The following is a 16,378-nucleotide window of genomic DNA, read 5'->3' as shown; positions in this document are numbered from 1 at the left end:
TGAAGAGGTTAAATTTATGCTGATGTTGTCAAATATCTTGAAGCTATCTTATTTATTAATTATTATTCAGATTGTAATTTTAATATTTTATACTCGTTACAATCTTTTTTCTTCAGTAATATTGTATATCATTTGTTTACCTATAGTTTTAAGCATCATATTATTGGGTATAATGAATAAAAATAAAAAATATTATGGAAACTCAAGAAATTTTATGATACATTATTTTATCCTTTTTTTAACTGAAGGAGTTATAATTCTTTCATGGGCTTATTTATTCAATTAATTACAATTTTTTAACTTTATGAAAATGAAATGTTTTTTAATAATATTTCATGTCTTGAATTTGCGGAGTTTTCATATTCTTTTTTTAGTGTTAATAGTTTGTTATTGTCAGCTTGATATGTTAAATCGTTTTCCCATATGGTGCATTGGTTTTTTATTTCTTTAAACCATTTTAGTTGGTTGTTGTATTCTTTTATTTGTGCTTCTGCGTATTCTTTTTCAACTTGTGTTGTAGCGGTTCTTTTCATTTCTTCTGAGTAATTTATAGCTTTTTGTGATGATTCAATAGCTAGGTCTAATGAGTAAAATATATTGTCAAAATAATCAGTTGTGTTTTGATAGAATAGGGCTGTGTTATTCATATCAACATTACTTTCATTTAGATAGTTAAAAGAATTTACAGCATAGTTACTTCTTAATTTATATGCTTCATCGTATTTTGAGTCCATGTATATTTCATAAGCAAAATAACTCCCAACACTAACAACAGCAATAATTGCTACTATAATAACAATTATGACTTTCTTTTTCTTTTCCATAAATTTTCAACCTCCTTTTTTTTTAATAGTATTCGTATACTTCTATATTCCACCATTCTAGTTCATAAGTTGAAACTTCAATTTCAAAGTTACCTGAATTTGAAACTTCTATAGTTTTTGTTTTTGTTGCTACTGCACTTTTACTATTCCATGACATTTGCGACATATCAACGGTTCTACTTCCTTGATTGAGTATGGTTGTTAGAGAATTATCAGCATAGTTTTTAATAGGCATAGCAGTTGAAACAATTTTTATTTTACTTCCTTTAGTGTTGATTTGTATGCTATCATCACTAATACCGTTATATGTTCCTATTTTGTGCCATGTGGGATTGGAACTAATATTTTTAATAGTATTATTATTGTTGCTTATTTCATTAATATTATTATTAGTATTTTGTGGGTGGAAGAGTATATTTCCTATTATAATACCGCCAATTAGTCCTACTATTAGTAAAATAGCTATTAGTGGTATGTATATTTTTTTCAATTTTTTCAACTCATGCGTATGGGTTAATTTCTCCATTTTTAACAAGCCATTGACATAGTCCTGTTGTTGTATCCCATTTAGCTTTATATTTACCATCTGGACTTTCACTTAAAAAAGAATTATCCTCATTATTTATACTAACAATAACCATACCTTGGGAACCCTCATCACCTTTTTCAGTATGAACCACATCTCCAACTTGCCAAGTTTGACCATCCATTTCAATACTATCTGGAGCACTCAAAGCACTAATTAACACACCAACACCAACAACAGCAACAACTATTATTATAACTCCTAAAATAATTTTTTTATTTTTCTTCATAAATTTGTACCTCTTTTTTCTTAATTTTTTAAAACCTTTTTTTATGTAGTATTGGACATATAATTGAATAATTCATTTTTATTTAATGCATCATCATTGTTTGAATCATATGATAAGAATTTATCTGCTATACTTTCAGGGTCACTACTAGAATTGAAATAAGTTATTAATTCGGAACGATCTATTAAATTATCATTATTAACATCACTTTGCGCTAAAAATAATTGAGTTTTAGCTTCAGGATCATTATTCAATGCCTCCATTTCAGCCTCATTGTTTAATTCAGTAATATAATTAATAATAACTATACCAATTGCTAAAACCGCAACAACAGCTATTATAACTCCTATAATAATTTTTTTATTTTTCTCCATAAAATTTTACCTCATATAAATTTTTTATAAACTTTTTTGTAAAATATAATTATAAATTATTTTTAATAGTATTTATAAATTTGTATGTAAATTGTCTTAATTAGTATAAATTATGTCTAAAATTCTATAAGATTATTTTATTTAATTACTATTATGGATGAAGAAATGGCAAACTTGATTGCTTATGTAAAATCAGGAAAAAATCGGTTGAAAGTTTTAGAAATATTAGATAAACAAGAAAAATTAGTTTTTGCTTCGGATATAACTGATGAGGTTGGAATTAGGGTTAATCATATGGGAGCATTATTAAGAGAACTAACTGAAAAAGGATTACTTAATAATCCTAACCCTTCAAATAAAAGGCAAAAATTATATGAAATTAGCGAAAAAGGGAAAGAAATAGTTAATTATTTCAATAAATAGAAGAATATATAACAGCAAATTAATTATAAAATAACAAAATTGGAAAAGAAGTTTTAAAACACATTTAAATAAAAAAATAGCATTTAAAATATTAATATAAATTACTAAATTCTTATAATTCTCCTAAGTTATCTATATTTAAACTAGTAAAACGACTAGAACTTTATATGCTATTAAGATTTTTAAAGTAATGGTTTATTAAACTGATAGTATTATCTATTTCTTGTTTTATTTTATCATGTTAAATTGTTATTATAGTTCTTCTTTGATTCATTGCTTCTTTAATTTTTTTAATAGATTATTCATTTTAGCTTTATTGTTGTATGATTAATATAGAAAATTATAATAATAAAAAATACTGATAATTGTATAGAATTAATATTTAATAATGAATTTAACAAGGAATTTATTGAATTAATAGATAAAAAAATAAAAGAACCTTTAAAAAATTAATTATAATTGAGGGGATTTATTGAAAAAAATTAAAGATAAATATTATAAAATTGAGTATGGTTGTATATATTTATATTATGAAGATTTAGTAAATATTATTGAAATAATAAACAAAAATTTTAAAGAATATAAATTAAAATTTGAGGATTATGAAATAACTAATGAAGATGATATTAATATAGCACTAAAAGAAATTAAAAAAGAGGGTATTGAAGTAGTATATGATTTAGATTTAGATGCAAAATATTTATTAAATAATAATGATTATGCTTCTTTAAATATAAATATAGACACTTATAATTCAAAAATTTCTACTTTTTATTCCAATAATGAGATGATAAGAGGGATTATGGCAAAATTAGATGAAATATTAAGTTTAAGAGTAAAAAAATTTAGAAATATGTTCCAATCTACTTATTTTATATTCATTTTTGGGACATTATTATTTTACCCGATTTTAAGATTTGGAATAGATCTTATTAATAATTTTGATATTTTATTATTGGGTGTTGTATTCTTGTTAGTTTTTTTATTGGGTATATTTTTCATATTTTCTTTTCCAGGGAAATTCAACAAAAGTAAAATTTATTTATTGAAATATAATGAAAAAAATTCATGGTATTCTAAGATTAAACAACATATGGGTGAACTAATACTTCTCATTGTTGGAACTTTTATTGGAGGAGTTATAGTAGCATTAGTTTCATATTTCTTTTTATAATTCTTAATAAATAAAATTTAAACAAAAAATTTATAATTGACAGAGAAAGGAAAAGAAGTTTTAAAATATATTCAATAATATTAGTTTTCATGAGATAGTTAAAAGTATAACATAAATAACAATTACTATAAATCAATTAATAGAAAAGGAAAAGAAGTTTTAAAATATATTGATTAAATGATTGCTTATTGTATAATATGTATTAATTTACTATATTATATCTAAAATTAAATAAAAAATTATAGGGAGTTATTGAATGAAATCTGAGGAAATAAAAAATATAAATGATCTTGAGGAATATATTAAAGATTTTGATTTAACTGAAAAATCAAAGGAAAATTTTGACAATGCAGATATTATATTCGTACCTGACACATCTGAAGATGAATATACTTGGTGTATTGATTTTTTGAATGCTGGTATCAACAAACTAGGTGATGTAAATTCTTGGACAATGAATGAAGATAAAAGAGTTAAAATGGGATTTTCTGAGCAGCAAATTATAGATTTGGGATTGATATTTATAAAAGAAATAGCTATTCCTGTTATAGTTGCTCTCATAATTAAAGCTTTTCCATCTGACAAAAACAGTACAGTGAAAGTGAAAATTAAAAGTGATGATGGTGAATTTGAATATCAAGGTCCTTTAACTGAAATTGAAGCATCTAAAGAGGGAATTATTATTAAAGATAATGTAAAATAATTTAATTGGAATTTTATAACGATATTAAATTGCATAATTACAATTAAAGAAAATCTTTCGAAAAAAATTTTGCTAAGTAAAATAACAGAACTTGGAAAAGAAGTTTTAGAAAATATTTGATTTAAGGCTAAAAAATTATTTTCATCCTTAAATAGATAATTTGAGTAAAGAATGGCATCATTGATTAACATAAAAAAAGGAAAATTGTTAAAAAAAAATATTTGAATGTTTAAAAAATTTATTATCATTTAATAGTTACCTATGTGATTTATTAGGAGATTTATATATGGTAAATGAAGATATATTGGAAAATATCACATCAAAAATAATGAAAAATGAAACTAATTTCAGCGAAGAATTAGAATCTGAAATCTCTAAAGAGCTAATAGAATATTTAAATCAAAAATATTGCATTAGAAAAATAATTCCTTTCAAAATGCATGAAAAAATGGCAGAAGGTCCTTCTTATATCACTATTGAAAAAATGAATGAAACACTTACTGTAGGTAAACCTAGACGTGAAGGTCTTAAATTTAAAATAAAACAAAATTTTAAACAAAAACTGACTGAAGAATTACATAATTTGATGATTAGAGAAACTAATTATATTATTAATTATTTAATCAAATATGCCGAAGAAAATAATCTAATAAAAAGTATAAAAGAAGATAACGATGAAGAAATAATAGATTCTCTTATAAATGCTTTTGTGGGGGATAAAGTAATAGCAGATAAAAAAATTAAGGCTATGTTACTCAAAAATGAGATATATAAAAATAATTCAGATAGTTTTAATAGTAATAATCTTTGCTTTTTAAAAGAAGCAGAAAATTATATTATTTGTATTGATTTCGATGAAGGCATATTTGAAGTTCTTGAAGATAATAAACTCATTAATTTAGAAATTGACAATAAAAATTACTATTCTCAACTTCGTTTATATGATATGATATCTATTAAGGCATTCAGTGATGATTTTATTTCAGTTATAAAAATAAATTAGCTTGATAAATAATATTATAATTTTTTCTTTTTTTCATTGGCTATAATTTAAAATCTAATCACTTTTCATTTTTTATAATTTATTTCATTAATTATATATTTAGGGTGCTAGATTTTTTCTTATTTTTTGAGGTTGGATTTAGCTTATTTTCGTTGTTTTTATATTTTTTTGTTTTTTGTTTTTAAAAGTACATTTTTTATGAGTTTTGTTTTATTTTTTAGGGTATTTTAAATCGATAAATATAAATAACAGTATTTAGAATATTATATTAGATTTTAATGTTTCATTTGAAGGTGATGACGAATATCTACCAAGCAATACAACTGGAACTGTAACTCTAATTATAGAACCTATACCACCAAAACCACCTACTCCAAAACCAATTAATACAAACTCACATAAAAACACTAATACTACTACTAGTGATAATTCAGTGAAAGCAGCGATGAAGCCAACTGGAATACCAATAATTACCATTGTTTTAGTGATTTTAGCTAGCTTAGGAATAATATACAGAAAAAAATAAAAATTTAAACTTTTTAGGATAAATTTATTTATTTTTATCTTTTTTTTCTCTTTTTTATTATTTTAATTTAATATACTTTAATTTACTTTTCAAGTAGCTATTTTTTAATTCTCACCTCAATATCTTATACTTATAACTCCTTCAATTTAAATTAATAGCTACTTTAAAACTAGTATTTTTATTAATAGCTTTTATGAGAATAATTTAAGTATTTTGAAAATTAGTATTTTATTCAGTGTTTAATCTAATCTCTTCCTATTAAATTATAGTTAACGGACTTGGCGAGATTTGAACTCGCGATCTAACGATTAGGAGTCGTTCGCCTTATCCAGACTAGGCCACAAGCCCTTATATTGTATATTATGTAAAAATTAGTATTTTTTAAAATAAAATGTGGTTAACGGGCCGGGAGGGATTTGAACCCTCGATCTACGGATTAGGACATTTTAACGACTTTTAAATTATTTTTACCTTATTTTAGGATACAAATAATTTCTACAACTTGTTAAAGATAAATGCACTGTTTTAACAAACTATTTTTTATAAAATTTTAAGCTCATTTTCATATGATGAGATATCAATTGAAAAAATCTTCAATTTTTTCTTTATTTTCTTCCGAAAAAGAGATTTCACTATCTGTAAGAAAATTGTTAATAACATTTTTTGTTCCAAGATTGCTCTTATTATATACAGAAAAAGTTTTTGATATTAAGTTATTTTCTATATTTTCATCGACACAATTCCAAAGTTTCTTAAAAATATTTAAAACATCTGCTCTTGAATTAGTGGAATAATATACATCTAACATGGGAATTAATTTTAGCAAAAATTTTTTTGATGTTTCATAGGTTAATAAATCAGTGTTAAATTCTTCTTTAAATAAATTTGTAATAAGTCTAAAGAATGGTCTTCTATTATTATAGTTACTAAATGAACGTGGATTAAGATGATTAGTACCACAATTGATTAAAATGTTCAACCTTTCTTCTTTTATTATGCACTCCTTAGAATAATACCTGAATAAGTTACCAAAGAATATATATGAAACACCTACATTTTTATTATTTTTTAAATTATCAATTGCAAATTGTATCACAGAGTCCAATTTTGGTCTTGTATTTTTAAAAATGGAGTTGATATGTTTTTCTCTTTCAATTATTAAAATAAGTGAATTAAAAAAGTCAATATTTTCATTATTTTTAATTTCAGAAAATATAGTATCAACCAAAGATTTTTTATTTTCTTTTGAAAGTTTTGTATAAATATTTGTTGCTTTAATGTACTCTTTTTCATTGATAAGACTTATAACATTCTTAGGACTGAAAAATTTTTGTTCTAAAATAGTTCCTTCAATATATTTAATTTCTTTATTAGAAAGTTCATTAATAATGTCTCTTTCATTATTTTTAATCTTTGTTGTTGAACTTACAACATATATATCATCTATTAGATGAGAAAATTGAGGAATACTTGATAAATCATCTGTTTTAATTTTAGATAGATAATCTTTACACTCAAAAGCTATCAATGTTTCGTTTTCAAAACAAACAACATCTAACTCGTTTTCAACTTTTTTCCCATCTTTTTCATGTCTTATATGGATATTATGTTCCACACTTTCGTAAATATCTTCACAAATAGTATATACATACCATTCAAACCAATGTCCCTCATTGTTTAAAAATTCATAATTAGATGAGTAATAATATTTAATTTCTCGTTGATGTCCACATTTGCAGATTAAATCTTTGTTTTCAGAATATTCTTGAGTATTTTTGCATTTATTACAATAAAATTTTAAATCTTTTTTGAAAACCCCTATATTTTCTAATTTTTCTAGGAATTTTATAAGGTCATTTCTATTTATATCAAAATCATCTTTCAAAGTATCGAAATTAAATTCAATGATAGCTCCACATTTTGGACAAGTGATGTCCTCTTCATCAAATCCAATATCATCGATATGTTCTCTAAAAAGTAAATGATTACAATTAAAACACTCTATTTTTTTAATACAACTTTCCTTTATTTTGTTTTTAAGAGTATCTTTGTTTAAATATTTATAGAAAAAAGGAATATTATCAATATTCATTGATTTTGTTCTCAATATAAGTCCAAATAAATATCTATTAAGGTTATTTTCAACTAAAAAAGTGAAAAATTTTTTGCTTACCTCCTCTTCTATAATAAAATCATCTATAAGTTTTCCATTTTCTGTCTGAGTTATTTCTATACATCCCCTTTCCTTTAATTTTTCCATTATATCATCATATACTTCATAAATAGAAATACCTCCCATATTATGTTTAGTTTTAATAGTTAATATTTAGCTTATTATAATATTAATTTGTTTATATTTACCTATAACGAAATGTTAACTAATTTTTATATTATTTCTTTCAAGGTTTTAATTTTATATAAATTTCTAATCTGCTAATTTTTTATTCACTTTTAGGAATTTTAAGACTTTTTGTAAGTTTTTATATGATGAAAATGAATATAATATTATGATTTCGAATGATATTAAACTTAAGCAGATGTTTCTTAGAAAGAACTTATCTGAATCTAGGGAGCATCATTATATAAAGACTTTAACTGAAGTGTATGAGATTACGGGTAAAACTCCATCTGAACTTATTGTTGAAGCTAAAGAAGAAGAACAACCATACTTAGTTAATAATGTGCCTCGTATTAGGGATATTGATGATAGGAAAATTACTTCTTATCTTTATAATTATTATGAATCTTTATTGAAGAAGAATATTATTGATTCTACTATTAATTATAAATTGGGTTGTCTGAGAGCTTTTTATCGTGAATATAATATAACTTTGCCTCGTCCGATTGAGATTAATATTCCTCCTAAGATTATTAGGGAAGGAGATATACCTAATCTAGAAGATATTAGGTTGGCTGTTGATAATACTTCAGTAAGGAATAAAGCCATACTATTACTAATGGCTTCATCAGGAGTAAGAAGTAGCGATATGAGAAACTTTAAAGTGTCTGATTTTACTAATGCTACTATTGACTATCATAACGGAGATAGTATAGAGGATTTACTAGATGGAAATTATAAGAATGTTATTCCTTGTTGGGATTTTATACCCATTAAAACTAAAAAAACTAATAATATCTGCATGACATTCAACACACCAGAAGCAACCGAATACATAATAAAATACCTAAAAACCAGAGATAATATAAAAGAAAATGAACCTTTATTCCTGTCTCAGTATAAAAAAGCTTTAACTCAACATGGTGTAATTTGGCTATTCAGCGAAATTAATGATAGATGGTTCTACCGTAATGATGAAGGTAAAAGATTTTTCCATGCGCATGCATTGAGGAAATTCTTTATTTCAACAGTAAAACATTATACTAGTGATTATAAAAAATCTAAAGTTTTATCAGGTCATGCTGTTACAAGATTAGAAATAGCATATGAAGAAATAAGAAAAAGCGTAATGAAAGAATTTTATTGTCAGTTAATACCTCATTTAAGTACTAATAAGACTAAAATAAATGATATTAAGTCTAAAGAATACTTAGATTTAGAAGATGAGTTAAGCTATGAAAAATTAAAATATGATAAGTTGAGAAATGTATTAAGTGAGCAAGGAATTAATGAAAATAAGATAGAGGATATATTAAATAAAGTTAGCTAAGAATCTTTAATTTTTCAATATATAATATTATAATTCCTTTGTATTTATTTTAATAGCTTATTTTTAGAAAAGAAAGCTTAAATATTAGAATTTAGAAACATTTTAGTTAGATGTATTGAGAATTATTTTTTTTCTCAATATAATACTTAGATTTTATTTTTGAATCGAAAATTTGTTTAGTTAAATTTTTTTTTTACAAATATTATCATTGATTATATAATTTAATATAGGGGGATTTTAGTATGGAAGATTGTAATGTTTTTAGAGAAAAAATTATTAGAACTTGGCATTTAGATAAAGAAGGTAAAGATTATTTAGGAGGGCCTAGTAAATATTTTGGGTTTTATATGAAAGAAATGATTTTTCAAGATGATAAGTATTTTAAAACAGTTATAAGATATAATCCATTTCATATTATGGAAATTTATAGTGAAAAATTACTTTCTTTAACACATAAAGAGCTTGAAAATAGATGTGAGGAAAACAATAAAAATTCAAATTGGGAAATTCTAAAAGAATATTATGAAAATCCAGATGAAGAATTTTTAAGTATATTAGAAGGATATAAGAAGAGTTCTAGTAAAATTACTTTGGATAAGGGTCCTAATGGTAGTATAACAAAAGGTAGACTTATAGTGCCTATTAATATTGCAAGAAAATTAGATTATAGAACTGGAAATTGTAAAGTTTATTATGATGAAGAAAGGGGGGATGTTTTTATTCATTTTAACACTAAAAAATCAGTTAATTATGGAAAGTAGAATAGTTAATAGAATATTATTATAATATTATGTACCTAACTTTTATACTATAAAATACTAATTTATTGTTATGGTTAGAGAAAAAATTGGATTTAAAGAAGATCAGACTTCGATTAAAAAGTTGGATTTAATCTTTTATAATAATGCTTATTTTAAAAAAGTTATTAAAAGAGCTTATTTTATAAAATATAGGTCTAAAGGATATTCAATTGCTGAAGCATCAAAAAAAGCAGGAGTTTCTAGAGGAACTGGTTATATTTGGCAAAAAATATGGAATAACTCTAATACTGAAAATTTTAATGTTTTATTTGATGTTGGTAACTTTGGTGGCCCCAAACCTAATCTTTCTTATGATGATTTAAAGATATTGAAAGATTTAATATCTCATAATATGTCTGTTAAAGATGTTAAAAAATTAATAAAGGATGAATTTGATGTGGATTTTTGTGAAAAGCATGTTAGAACTTATATTATGAAAAAATTAAAATACATTGAATAATTGTTTCTTTAACCTTTATTTTTTTCATTGTTTTATAAAATTTGTTTTTAAGTGGTTTTTTTCTTTTTTATTATTTTTTAGTTGTTTATTTCTTTTTTTATTATTTTTTATTAGAATTAGAGGTCGACTCACAATTATTTTTGTTCAATTAGTATATATACTAAAATGAATAATTTTTAAAAAATTTTATTATATAATATTTTGTTCAAAAATATTTCTAAATTTAGACTTTTGTTCATTGAATTTGTAATTATGAGTCATCCTCAATTATATTTTTTTTAATTTTTTGTGTAAAAGTTAGGTATATATTTTTGTTTTTAGGGTACTTTTCTAACGTCTATATATACTCTAGTTCAAATTATTATTTGTGATTTTAGCGCTATATCACCAAAGTTTAGAATGTAATTAATTAAATTTGAAAAATTATAATGGTGATCAAAATGACACTAAAAAAGAAGATTGAAAATAATTTAAGTATTTTAAAAAGAGTAAATAATGAATATAAAAGATGTGAGACTTGTAAAAGTGATAATGAGGATATTAAAGTGTTAGTAATGCTACCTACAGAACCTACAATTTTCAATATCCTCTATTATAACTATCTTTCTTGTAATATAAATATTTTTCAATTATTTAGAGGAGGATTTTTATGAATAAAAATGAAACCCTTTTTATAAATAATAATTCTAGTTTGAAAGTAGTTTTAGCTACTAAATCTGAAATTGATGCTAAAAGAAAAGAATTATTTGAACAAGAAGAAAAAGCTAAAATAGATAAAGAGCGACTTTTTATTAAATTAATAAAAATACTAGAGAAGAATTGTTTTAAAGAAGAACAAGCTATTGGTTTGGTGAATTACTTATGTCATAAAAAATTATACCATAATGAGATAATTTATATTATTGAGAGCTCTATAAAAGCAAAAGAGAATGGAAATAAAATAATATCTCTAATTAAACCTATATTTAAAAAAAATAATAAGGAATTAACTAAAACTAAAAAACTTAGGGAGTTATTTCCCAATGATATTGTTGATGATATAATAAATATTGCTAAAGAAATAAAAAATATTAATGAAGGAAAATATATTAAAAAATTTGTTGATGGTAAAATTTATAATATTCTTGAAAATGATGGTCAGCCTAATACAAAATTATTAGTAGATTCAATAGAACAATATGCAAAGTTATATGTTGATCATTCTACCTTGAAGTATTATGCTAAGATTAAAAATTCAAAAGGTAAAGAGCAAATAAAAAATATTTCTATTAAAGAAATAACAGATTATTGTAATAAAGCATTTGGTTCAAATAAAATTAGTAAAAGTATTTGTGCCAGTGTTTTAAAGTTTATTACAAGAAGCATAGAGAAAGATTATACTTTATTAGAATTTACAAATGGAACATTAAAATTAAATGATGAGGATTATATTTTTAATGATGGCGAATTTAATGTAAATGCTGTGCCAAAAAGAGTATTTCCTTTTGAATGGAATCCTTCTTTTGAAGATGATGAAGAAAATAAGATTGAAAATATTGTAAATGATATATTAAAATCTGAAAGCCTTGGTTTTGAGGAAAATATTGATAATTTTTATAAGTGTGTTGGTAATGTTTGTATGCCTATTAATTATCCTCAAATTTTCACTATATTTCTCGGACCGCCAGGTACTGGTAAAAGTACTTTATTAACTATTTTAAAAAGGATTTTTAGTTATTCTGAGGTTCCTATACCTGATATTATTAAAAATGATAGATTTTCATTGTATCCTGCAATAGATGTAGATATAAATATCGATGACGATCTTCAAACCGAATCTTGGAAAAATATTGGTAAGCTAAATACTTTTGTCAGTGGTAATGGTATTCAAATAGAAGTTAAAGGAGAAAATGGAAGATTACCATTAAATCAATATAATACTCCTAAGTTATTTGGAAGTACGAATACTTTGCCTCGTGTTGAGGGTAGTGGTTATAAAAGACGATTAATATTGATAAAAGCTGAAAATAAAGTATCTGAAGATAAAAAAGATGATACTTTACAGCATAATATAAATAATGGAAAATATGATAAAGGCTTAGCCAAACTAATATATAAGTCCATTAATCTTTTTTATGATAATAGGAATAATTTGTTTTCTGAAGAATCTAGAAAAACTATGTTGGATGAATGGGATTTGAGGTCTGATCCTTTAAATTGGGTTATTGATAAGTTTTTCAAAGTACCTAATAGTGATGAATTTTTCTCTGGAAAGTGCAGGGATATTTCTGTTTCTGAAGTTAATGATAAGATTAGATTTCTTTTAATGGATTATTTTGATAAAGGAAAAATAGATTCTAAATATTCTCGTCCTAGTAATCATGATATTAAAAAAACCATGTTGGGCAAAGGTTTTACTCAAGGTAAAATAGCTATTACAAATGATGAGGGGAATCCTTCAACTATTTCAGTTTATAAAGATGTTCTTGAAAAAGGTAGTAATGATATAAAGGATAATAATGAACCAAAAGATAATAATGAGGAAAAATATGATGAGGATATATTAATATAATATTTATCTAATTTATCTAATTTCCCCTTTTCTCATCTATTTTTTTTATTAATTATTTTTTTAAAAAATTTTTTTCTAACTTTTAGATAGATTATACGTAAATTCGATAAATATGATAAATATTTATTCTTTATTTTTCTATTCATTAAACACGATGAAGAATTTTTCAATAATGAGCCTATTTTATTCTCATATTACTTTTTAATTATTATAAATCTTTCAAATAATTAATTTATAATTTTTTATTCTTTTTTTCATAATATATTATCTAGATTTATCGTATTTATTAAAATCTGCTCTTTTTTAACTAAAAAAATTATAATATTTTTTTAAAAATTTTTTATTTTAAAATTAAATTATTTTTTCATGGAAATTCGATAAATATTATAAAATTAAATATTCTCATTAATTAATCCGTTGAAGAAAATCTCTAAATAATATTCTATTTAATATAATAATTAGTCTAATATGCTTCTTAAAATTATATTAGTTACTATATAATAATTATATAATAATATTAGTTGAAAAATATTATAATCTAATACCTAAATTACTATTATAAAAGTTTTTTCAATAAACCATAGTCAATACTTCCCAAAAAACTTATTATATAGCTAATATTAGTCTATTTTTTAAGGATAATTCTATTATTATAAATTTTATTTAGTATATTTTATTAAAATTATAATTTAAGATATAAAATTCTTCTATTAAATTTATTTTCATAGGATTTAAACTAATTAAAATCTTTTAAACTTTTTCAATCGATTATTTAACTATTTAATAGTTATAAGGTATAGTAAATATATATTTTAAGGAGTTTATTAGAAAATAATATATACTATAGTGCAAGTTGAACCTTTATGTCCCGTTTTATCTATAGTAAACCGTCAACATATGGCAACTTAGCAGAGTTATAACGCTCCATAGCATCTTTCATAGCTGTTTTACTAGTTTTTAAGAGCTGTTATGCTGGTAAAAAAATAATATTGCTTATAACTGGTTGTTATTAGGTTATTTTTGATGAAACGGTAACCCCTTTTTTAAGAATTTAGAAATTATTATTCATTGAAAATAAGAATGTTTAAGTTTTAATCTATGAAATATTATTGAAAATATAATATTGAAAAATAGTGATTGAAGGAATTATTTTTTTTTAATTAAGTTCCTTCAATTGGTTTTTGTTTAATTATTTTCTTTTTTTTTTAGTATAGTATGTATTTTATTTCACCAGTCTCTTTACTAATTATAAATAAGCCGAAATTTTTGACTACTGCTGTCCAATAGTTATTTGTTTCATCAATTTCATAAACGGCATAATTTGTACCTAGTTCTTTATTTACTTCTTTTAAATAGTTACTTACATATATTTTTACACCTTGTTCATCTAATTCACTTGGTTCAGCTATTGTATAAAGATGTTCTGCATTTAAAAACATTTCTTTATTATTTAAATCATGTTCTTCATCTATTGTCATCGGCATCATACTTGATATTACACTAAATACTACAACAACAGCAACAACAGCTATTATAACTCCTATAATAATTTTTTTATTTTTCTCCATAAAATTTTACCTCATATAAATTTTTTATAAACTTTTTTGTAGATTTTTTAATCTATATTAATATAATATAAAATGGAATATAAATGTTGTGTAAAAAAGATTAAAAAATATTATTTCACATTTAAAACTTTATTATAAAATATTTTAATACATATATATGGATATTAAAAAAGAGTTTTATAAAGAAATAAGTTTTCTTAAAGCTGGAAAATATAGAATTTTAGTTATTTCAGATATAAATAATAAGTTTAAAACTCCAACAGATATTTCCAAATCTCTTAAAATTCCAATGCGAGAAACAAGTAGAGCATTAAAAGAACTTAGAGAGCATGAAATGGTTGAAGTTTTAGATGATGATGTTAAAAAGGGTAGATTATATAAATTAACCTCTAAAGGATTTGAAGCTCTCGAAATATTAAAAAATAACATATAATCAAGGAAGATTATATAAAATTAAAGAACTTGGAAAAGAAGTATTAAAACACACTTAATTAAAAAAAATATTATTGAAAATCTTAATATAAATTACTAAATTTTTATATAATTCTTCTAAGTTATCTATATTTAAACTAGTAAAACTATAAGAACTTTATATGGTATTAAGATTTTTGAAGTAATGGTTTATTAAATAGGCAGTATTCTATATTCTTTGTTTTATTTTATCATGTTAAAGTGTTATTTATGATTGTTATTTGATTCGTTGTTTTTAATTTTTTTTAATAGATTATTCATTTTAGCTTTATTATTGTATGATTAATATAGAAAATTATAATAATAAAAAATACTGATAATTGTATAGAATTAATATTTAATAATGAATTTAACAAGGAATTTATATATAATAATTGAAATGAAAGAAGTTTTGAATAAATTAATCCAATAAGCATTACTTTTGAATTATTCAAAGAAGGAGATATTTGATGTCAAATACTCATGATGATGATAATTTTTTATATGAATTACTAAAAGAAGATTTTTATAATGAATATAATAGATTAGGGATATTAGAAGGTAAAGCAAGTAATCTTTTGGCAGTTGCAGGAATCATTTTAACATTTCAAGGAGGATTACCTTTATTAAGTCAGAATAATTATTTTAGTAATTGGTCTATTTTTCATTTTATTTTGTATATATTGCCACTAATTCTATATGCCCTTTCTATAATTTTCTTTCTAAAGGCTTTTTCAACTAGTGATTATAATTATATTCCTGATACTGAAAAAAGTGAATTATATGAATGTAAAAATGACAAAAAAGAACTAAAATTTTTATTAATAGAACATTATAAAAAAGAATTTAAAAAAAAGTAATAAAATTTTAGAAAATAAAGGTAAAAATATTGATCACGGAGTTTATTTATTTATTGGAGGCATATTACTTACTTTAATATACCTTTCGTGTACGATTTTGAATATACAAGGAATTATTTAAGTTTCCTTTTAGTTGAAATTATTTCGTATTTTTTAAGATAACTTTTAATTATTTACTA

At 22.6% G+C, this 16,378-nt stretch carries 18 protein-coding genes and 1 tRNA gene; 11 read left to right on the top strand and 8 right to left on the bottom strand.

What is annotated here, in order from left to right; genetic code table 11:
• Positions 1–302: 302 nt before the first annotated feature.
• Genes MBBAR_RS01185 through MBBAR_RS01170 form a run of 4 tightly spaced genes read right to left on the bottom strand, consistent with a single transcriptional unit; the run spans position 303 to position 2,013 of the window.
• Complete coding sequence (locus tag MBBAR_RS01185; protein WP_080459447.1) at positions 303–824, bottom strand: hypothetical protein; 522 nt, start codon at positions 822–824, stop codon at positions 303–305.
• A 22-nt stretch (positions 825–846) separates the two neighbouring features.
• A complete protein-coding gene (locus MBBAR_RS10150) occupies positions 847–1,314 on the bottom strand; it encodes a hypothetical protein (RefSeq protein WP_158082490.1) in 468 nt (155 codons plus the stop codon).
• A 10-nt stretch (positions 1,315–1,324) separates the two neighbouring features.
• Positions 1,325–1,639, bottom strand: a complete 315-nt coding sequence (locus MBBAR_RS01175) for a hypothetical protein (protein WP_080459445.1) — start codon at positions 1,637–1,639, stop codon at positions 1,325–1,327.
• Between the two features lie 41 nt (positions 1,640–1,680).
• Positions 1,681–2,013: a hypothetical protein gene (locus MBBAR_RS01170; RefSeq protein ID WP_080459444.1), complete on the bottom strand. Its 333-nt coding sequence runs from the start codon at positions 2,011–2,013 to the stop codon at positions 1,681–1,683.
• Between the two features lie 165 nt (positions 2,014–2,178).
• Between MBBAR_RS01170 and MBBAR_RS01165 the strand changes: the two genes are divergently transcribed.
• From MBBAR_RS01165 to MBBAR_RS01150, 4 genes are all read left to right on the top strand, one after another.
• Entirely contained in the window at positions 2,179–2,436 is a 258-nt protein-coding gene (locus tag MBBAR_RS01165; protein ID WP_158082489.1) for a winged helix DNA-binding protein, read from the top strand.
• A 472-nt stretch (positions 2,437–2,908) separates the two neighbouring features.
• Positions 2,909–3,610, top strand: coding sequence for a hypothetical protein (locus MBBAR_RS01160; RefSeq protein WP_080459442.1), 702 nt, complete (start codon positions 2,909–2,911; stop codon positions 3,608–3,610).
• A gap of 256 nt (positions 3,611–3,866) precedes the next feature.
• The gene (locus tag MBBAR_RS01155; protein WP_080459441.1) at positions 3,867–4,313 is read left to right on the top strand and encodes a hypothetical protein; all 447 of its coding nucleotides are present in this window, start codon (positions 3,867–3,869) and stop codon (positions 4,311–4,313) included.
• 286 nt (positions 4,314–4,599) lie between these two features.
• On the top strand, positions 4,600–5,316 hold the full coding sequence (locus MBBAR_RS01150; protein ID WP_080459440.1) for a hypothetical protein: 717 nt from the start codon (positions 4,600–4,602) through the stop codon (positions 5,314–5,316).
• Positions 5,317–5,571: 255 nt separating this feature from the next.
• On the opposite strand, the gene MBBAR_RS01145 is transcribed toward MBBAR_RS01150, so the two are convergent.
• From MBBAR_RS01145 to MBBAR_RS01135, 3 genes are all read right to left on the bottom strand, one after another.
• Positions 5,572–5,793 (bottom strand): hypothetical protein, encoded by a 222-nt coding sequence (locus MBBAR_RS01145; RefSeq protein WP_080459439.1) that lies wholly within the window; start codon positions 5,791–5,793, stop codon positions 5,572–5,574.
• Between the two features lie 322 nt (positions 5,794–6,115).
• Positions 6,116–6,190: transfer RNA gene (locus MBBAR_RS01140), tRNA-Arg, on the bottom strand.
• Between the two features lie 229 nt (positions 6,191–6,419).
• Positions 6,420–8,102 carry a Card1-like endonuclease domain-containing protein gene (locus tag MBBAR_RS01135; protein ID WP_080459438.1) on the bottom strand — a complete coding sequence of 561 codons (1,683 nt, stop codon included), beginning with the start codon at positions 8,100–8,102 and terminating at the stop codon, positions 6,420–6,422.
• A gap of 247 nt (positions 8,103–8,349) precedes the next feature.
• Between MBBAR_RS01135 and MBBAR_RS01130 the strand changes: the two genes are divergently transcribed.
• The 5 genes from MBBAR_RS01130 to MBBAR_RS01110 all read left to right on the top strand — a co-directional run bounded on the left by MBBAR_RS01130 (position 8,350) and on the right by MBBAR_RS01110 (position 13,321).
• On the top strand, positions 8,350–9,510 hold the full coding sequence (locus MBBAR_RS01130) for a tyrosine-type recombinase/integrase (RefSeq protein ID WP_080459437.1): 1,161 nt from the start codon (positions 8,350–8,352) through the stop codon (positions 9,508–9,510).
• 242 nt (positions 9,511–9,752) lie between these two features.
• The gene (locus MBBAR_RS01125; protein WP_080459436.1) at positions 9,753–10,271 is read left to right on the top strand and encodes a hypothetical protein; all 519 of its coding nucleotides are present in this window, start codon (positions 9,753–9,755) and stop codon (positions 10,269–10,271) included.
• 70 nt (positions 10,272–10,341) lie between these two features.
• The gene (locus tag MBBAR_RS01120; RefSeq protein ID WP_080459435.1) at positions 10,342–10,770 is read left to right on the top strand and encodes a helix-turn-helix domain-containing protein; all 429 of its coding nucleotides are present in this window, start codon (positions 10,342–10,344) and stop codon (positions 10,768–10,770) included.
• Between the two features lie 440 nt (positions 10,771–11,210).
• A complete protein-coding gene (locus tag MBBAR_RS01115; RefSeq protein ID WP_080459434.1) occupies positions 11,211–11,423 on the top strand; it encodes a hypothetical protein in 213 nt (70 codons plus the stop codon).
• On the top strand, positions 11,420–13,321 hold the full coding sequence (locus MBBAR_RS01110; RefSeq protein WP_080459433.1) for a hypothetical protein: 1,902 nt from the start codon (positions 11,420–11,422) through the stop codon (positions 13,319–13,321). The genes MBBAR_RS01115 and MBBAR_RS01110 overlap by 4 nt, the downstream gene beginning before the upstream one ends.
• 1,205 nt (positions 13,322–14,526) lie before the next feature.
• On the opposite strand, the gene MBBAR_RS01105 is transcribed toward MBBAR_RS01110, so the two are convergent.
• The gene (locus tag MBBAR_RS01105) at positions 14,527–14,889 is read right to left on the bottom strand and encodes a hypothetical protein (RefSeq protein WP_080459432.1); all 363 of its coding nucleotides are present in this window, start codon (positions 14,887–14,889) and stop codon (positions 14,527–14,529) included.
• A 157-nt stretch (positions 14,890–15,046) separates the two neighbouring features.
• Here MBBAR_RS01105 and MBBAR_RS01100 point away from each other — a divergent pair, with 157 nt between their 5' ends.
• Positions 15,047–15,322: a winged helix-turn-helix domain-containing protein gene (locus MBBAR_RS01100; protein ID WP_054834648.1), complete on the top strand. Its 276-nt coding sequence runs from the start codon at positions 15,047–15,049 to the stop codon at positions 15,320–15,322.
• A gap of 487 nt (positions 15,323–15,809) precedes the next feature.
• Positions 15,810–16,199 (top strand): hypothetical protein, encoded by a 390-nt coding sequence (locus MBBAR_RS01095; protein WP_080459431.1) that lies wholly within the window; start codon positions 15,810–15,812, stop codon positions 16,197–16,199.
• Positions 16,200–16,378: the final 179 nt, after the last annotated feature.

This window comes from Methanobrevibacter arboriphilus JCM 13429 = DSM 1125, from assembly GCF_002072215.1.
Classification (GTDB): domain Archaea; phylum Methanobacteriota; class Methanobacteria; order Methanobacteriales; family Methanobacteriaceae; genus Methanobinarius; species Methanobinarius arboriphilicus.
Note: the sequence above shows the minus strand (reverse complement) of the source record. Positions and strands in the feature narration are given on the sequence as shown.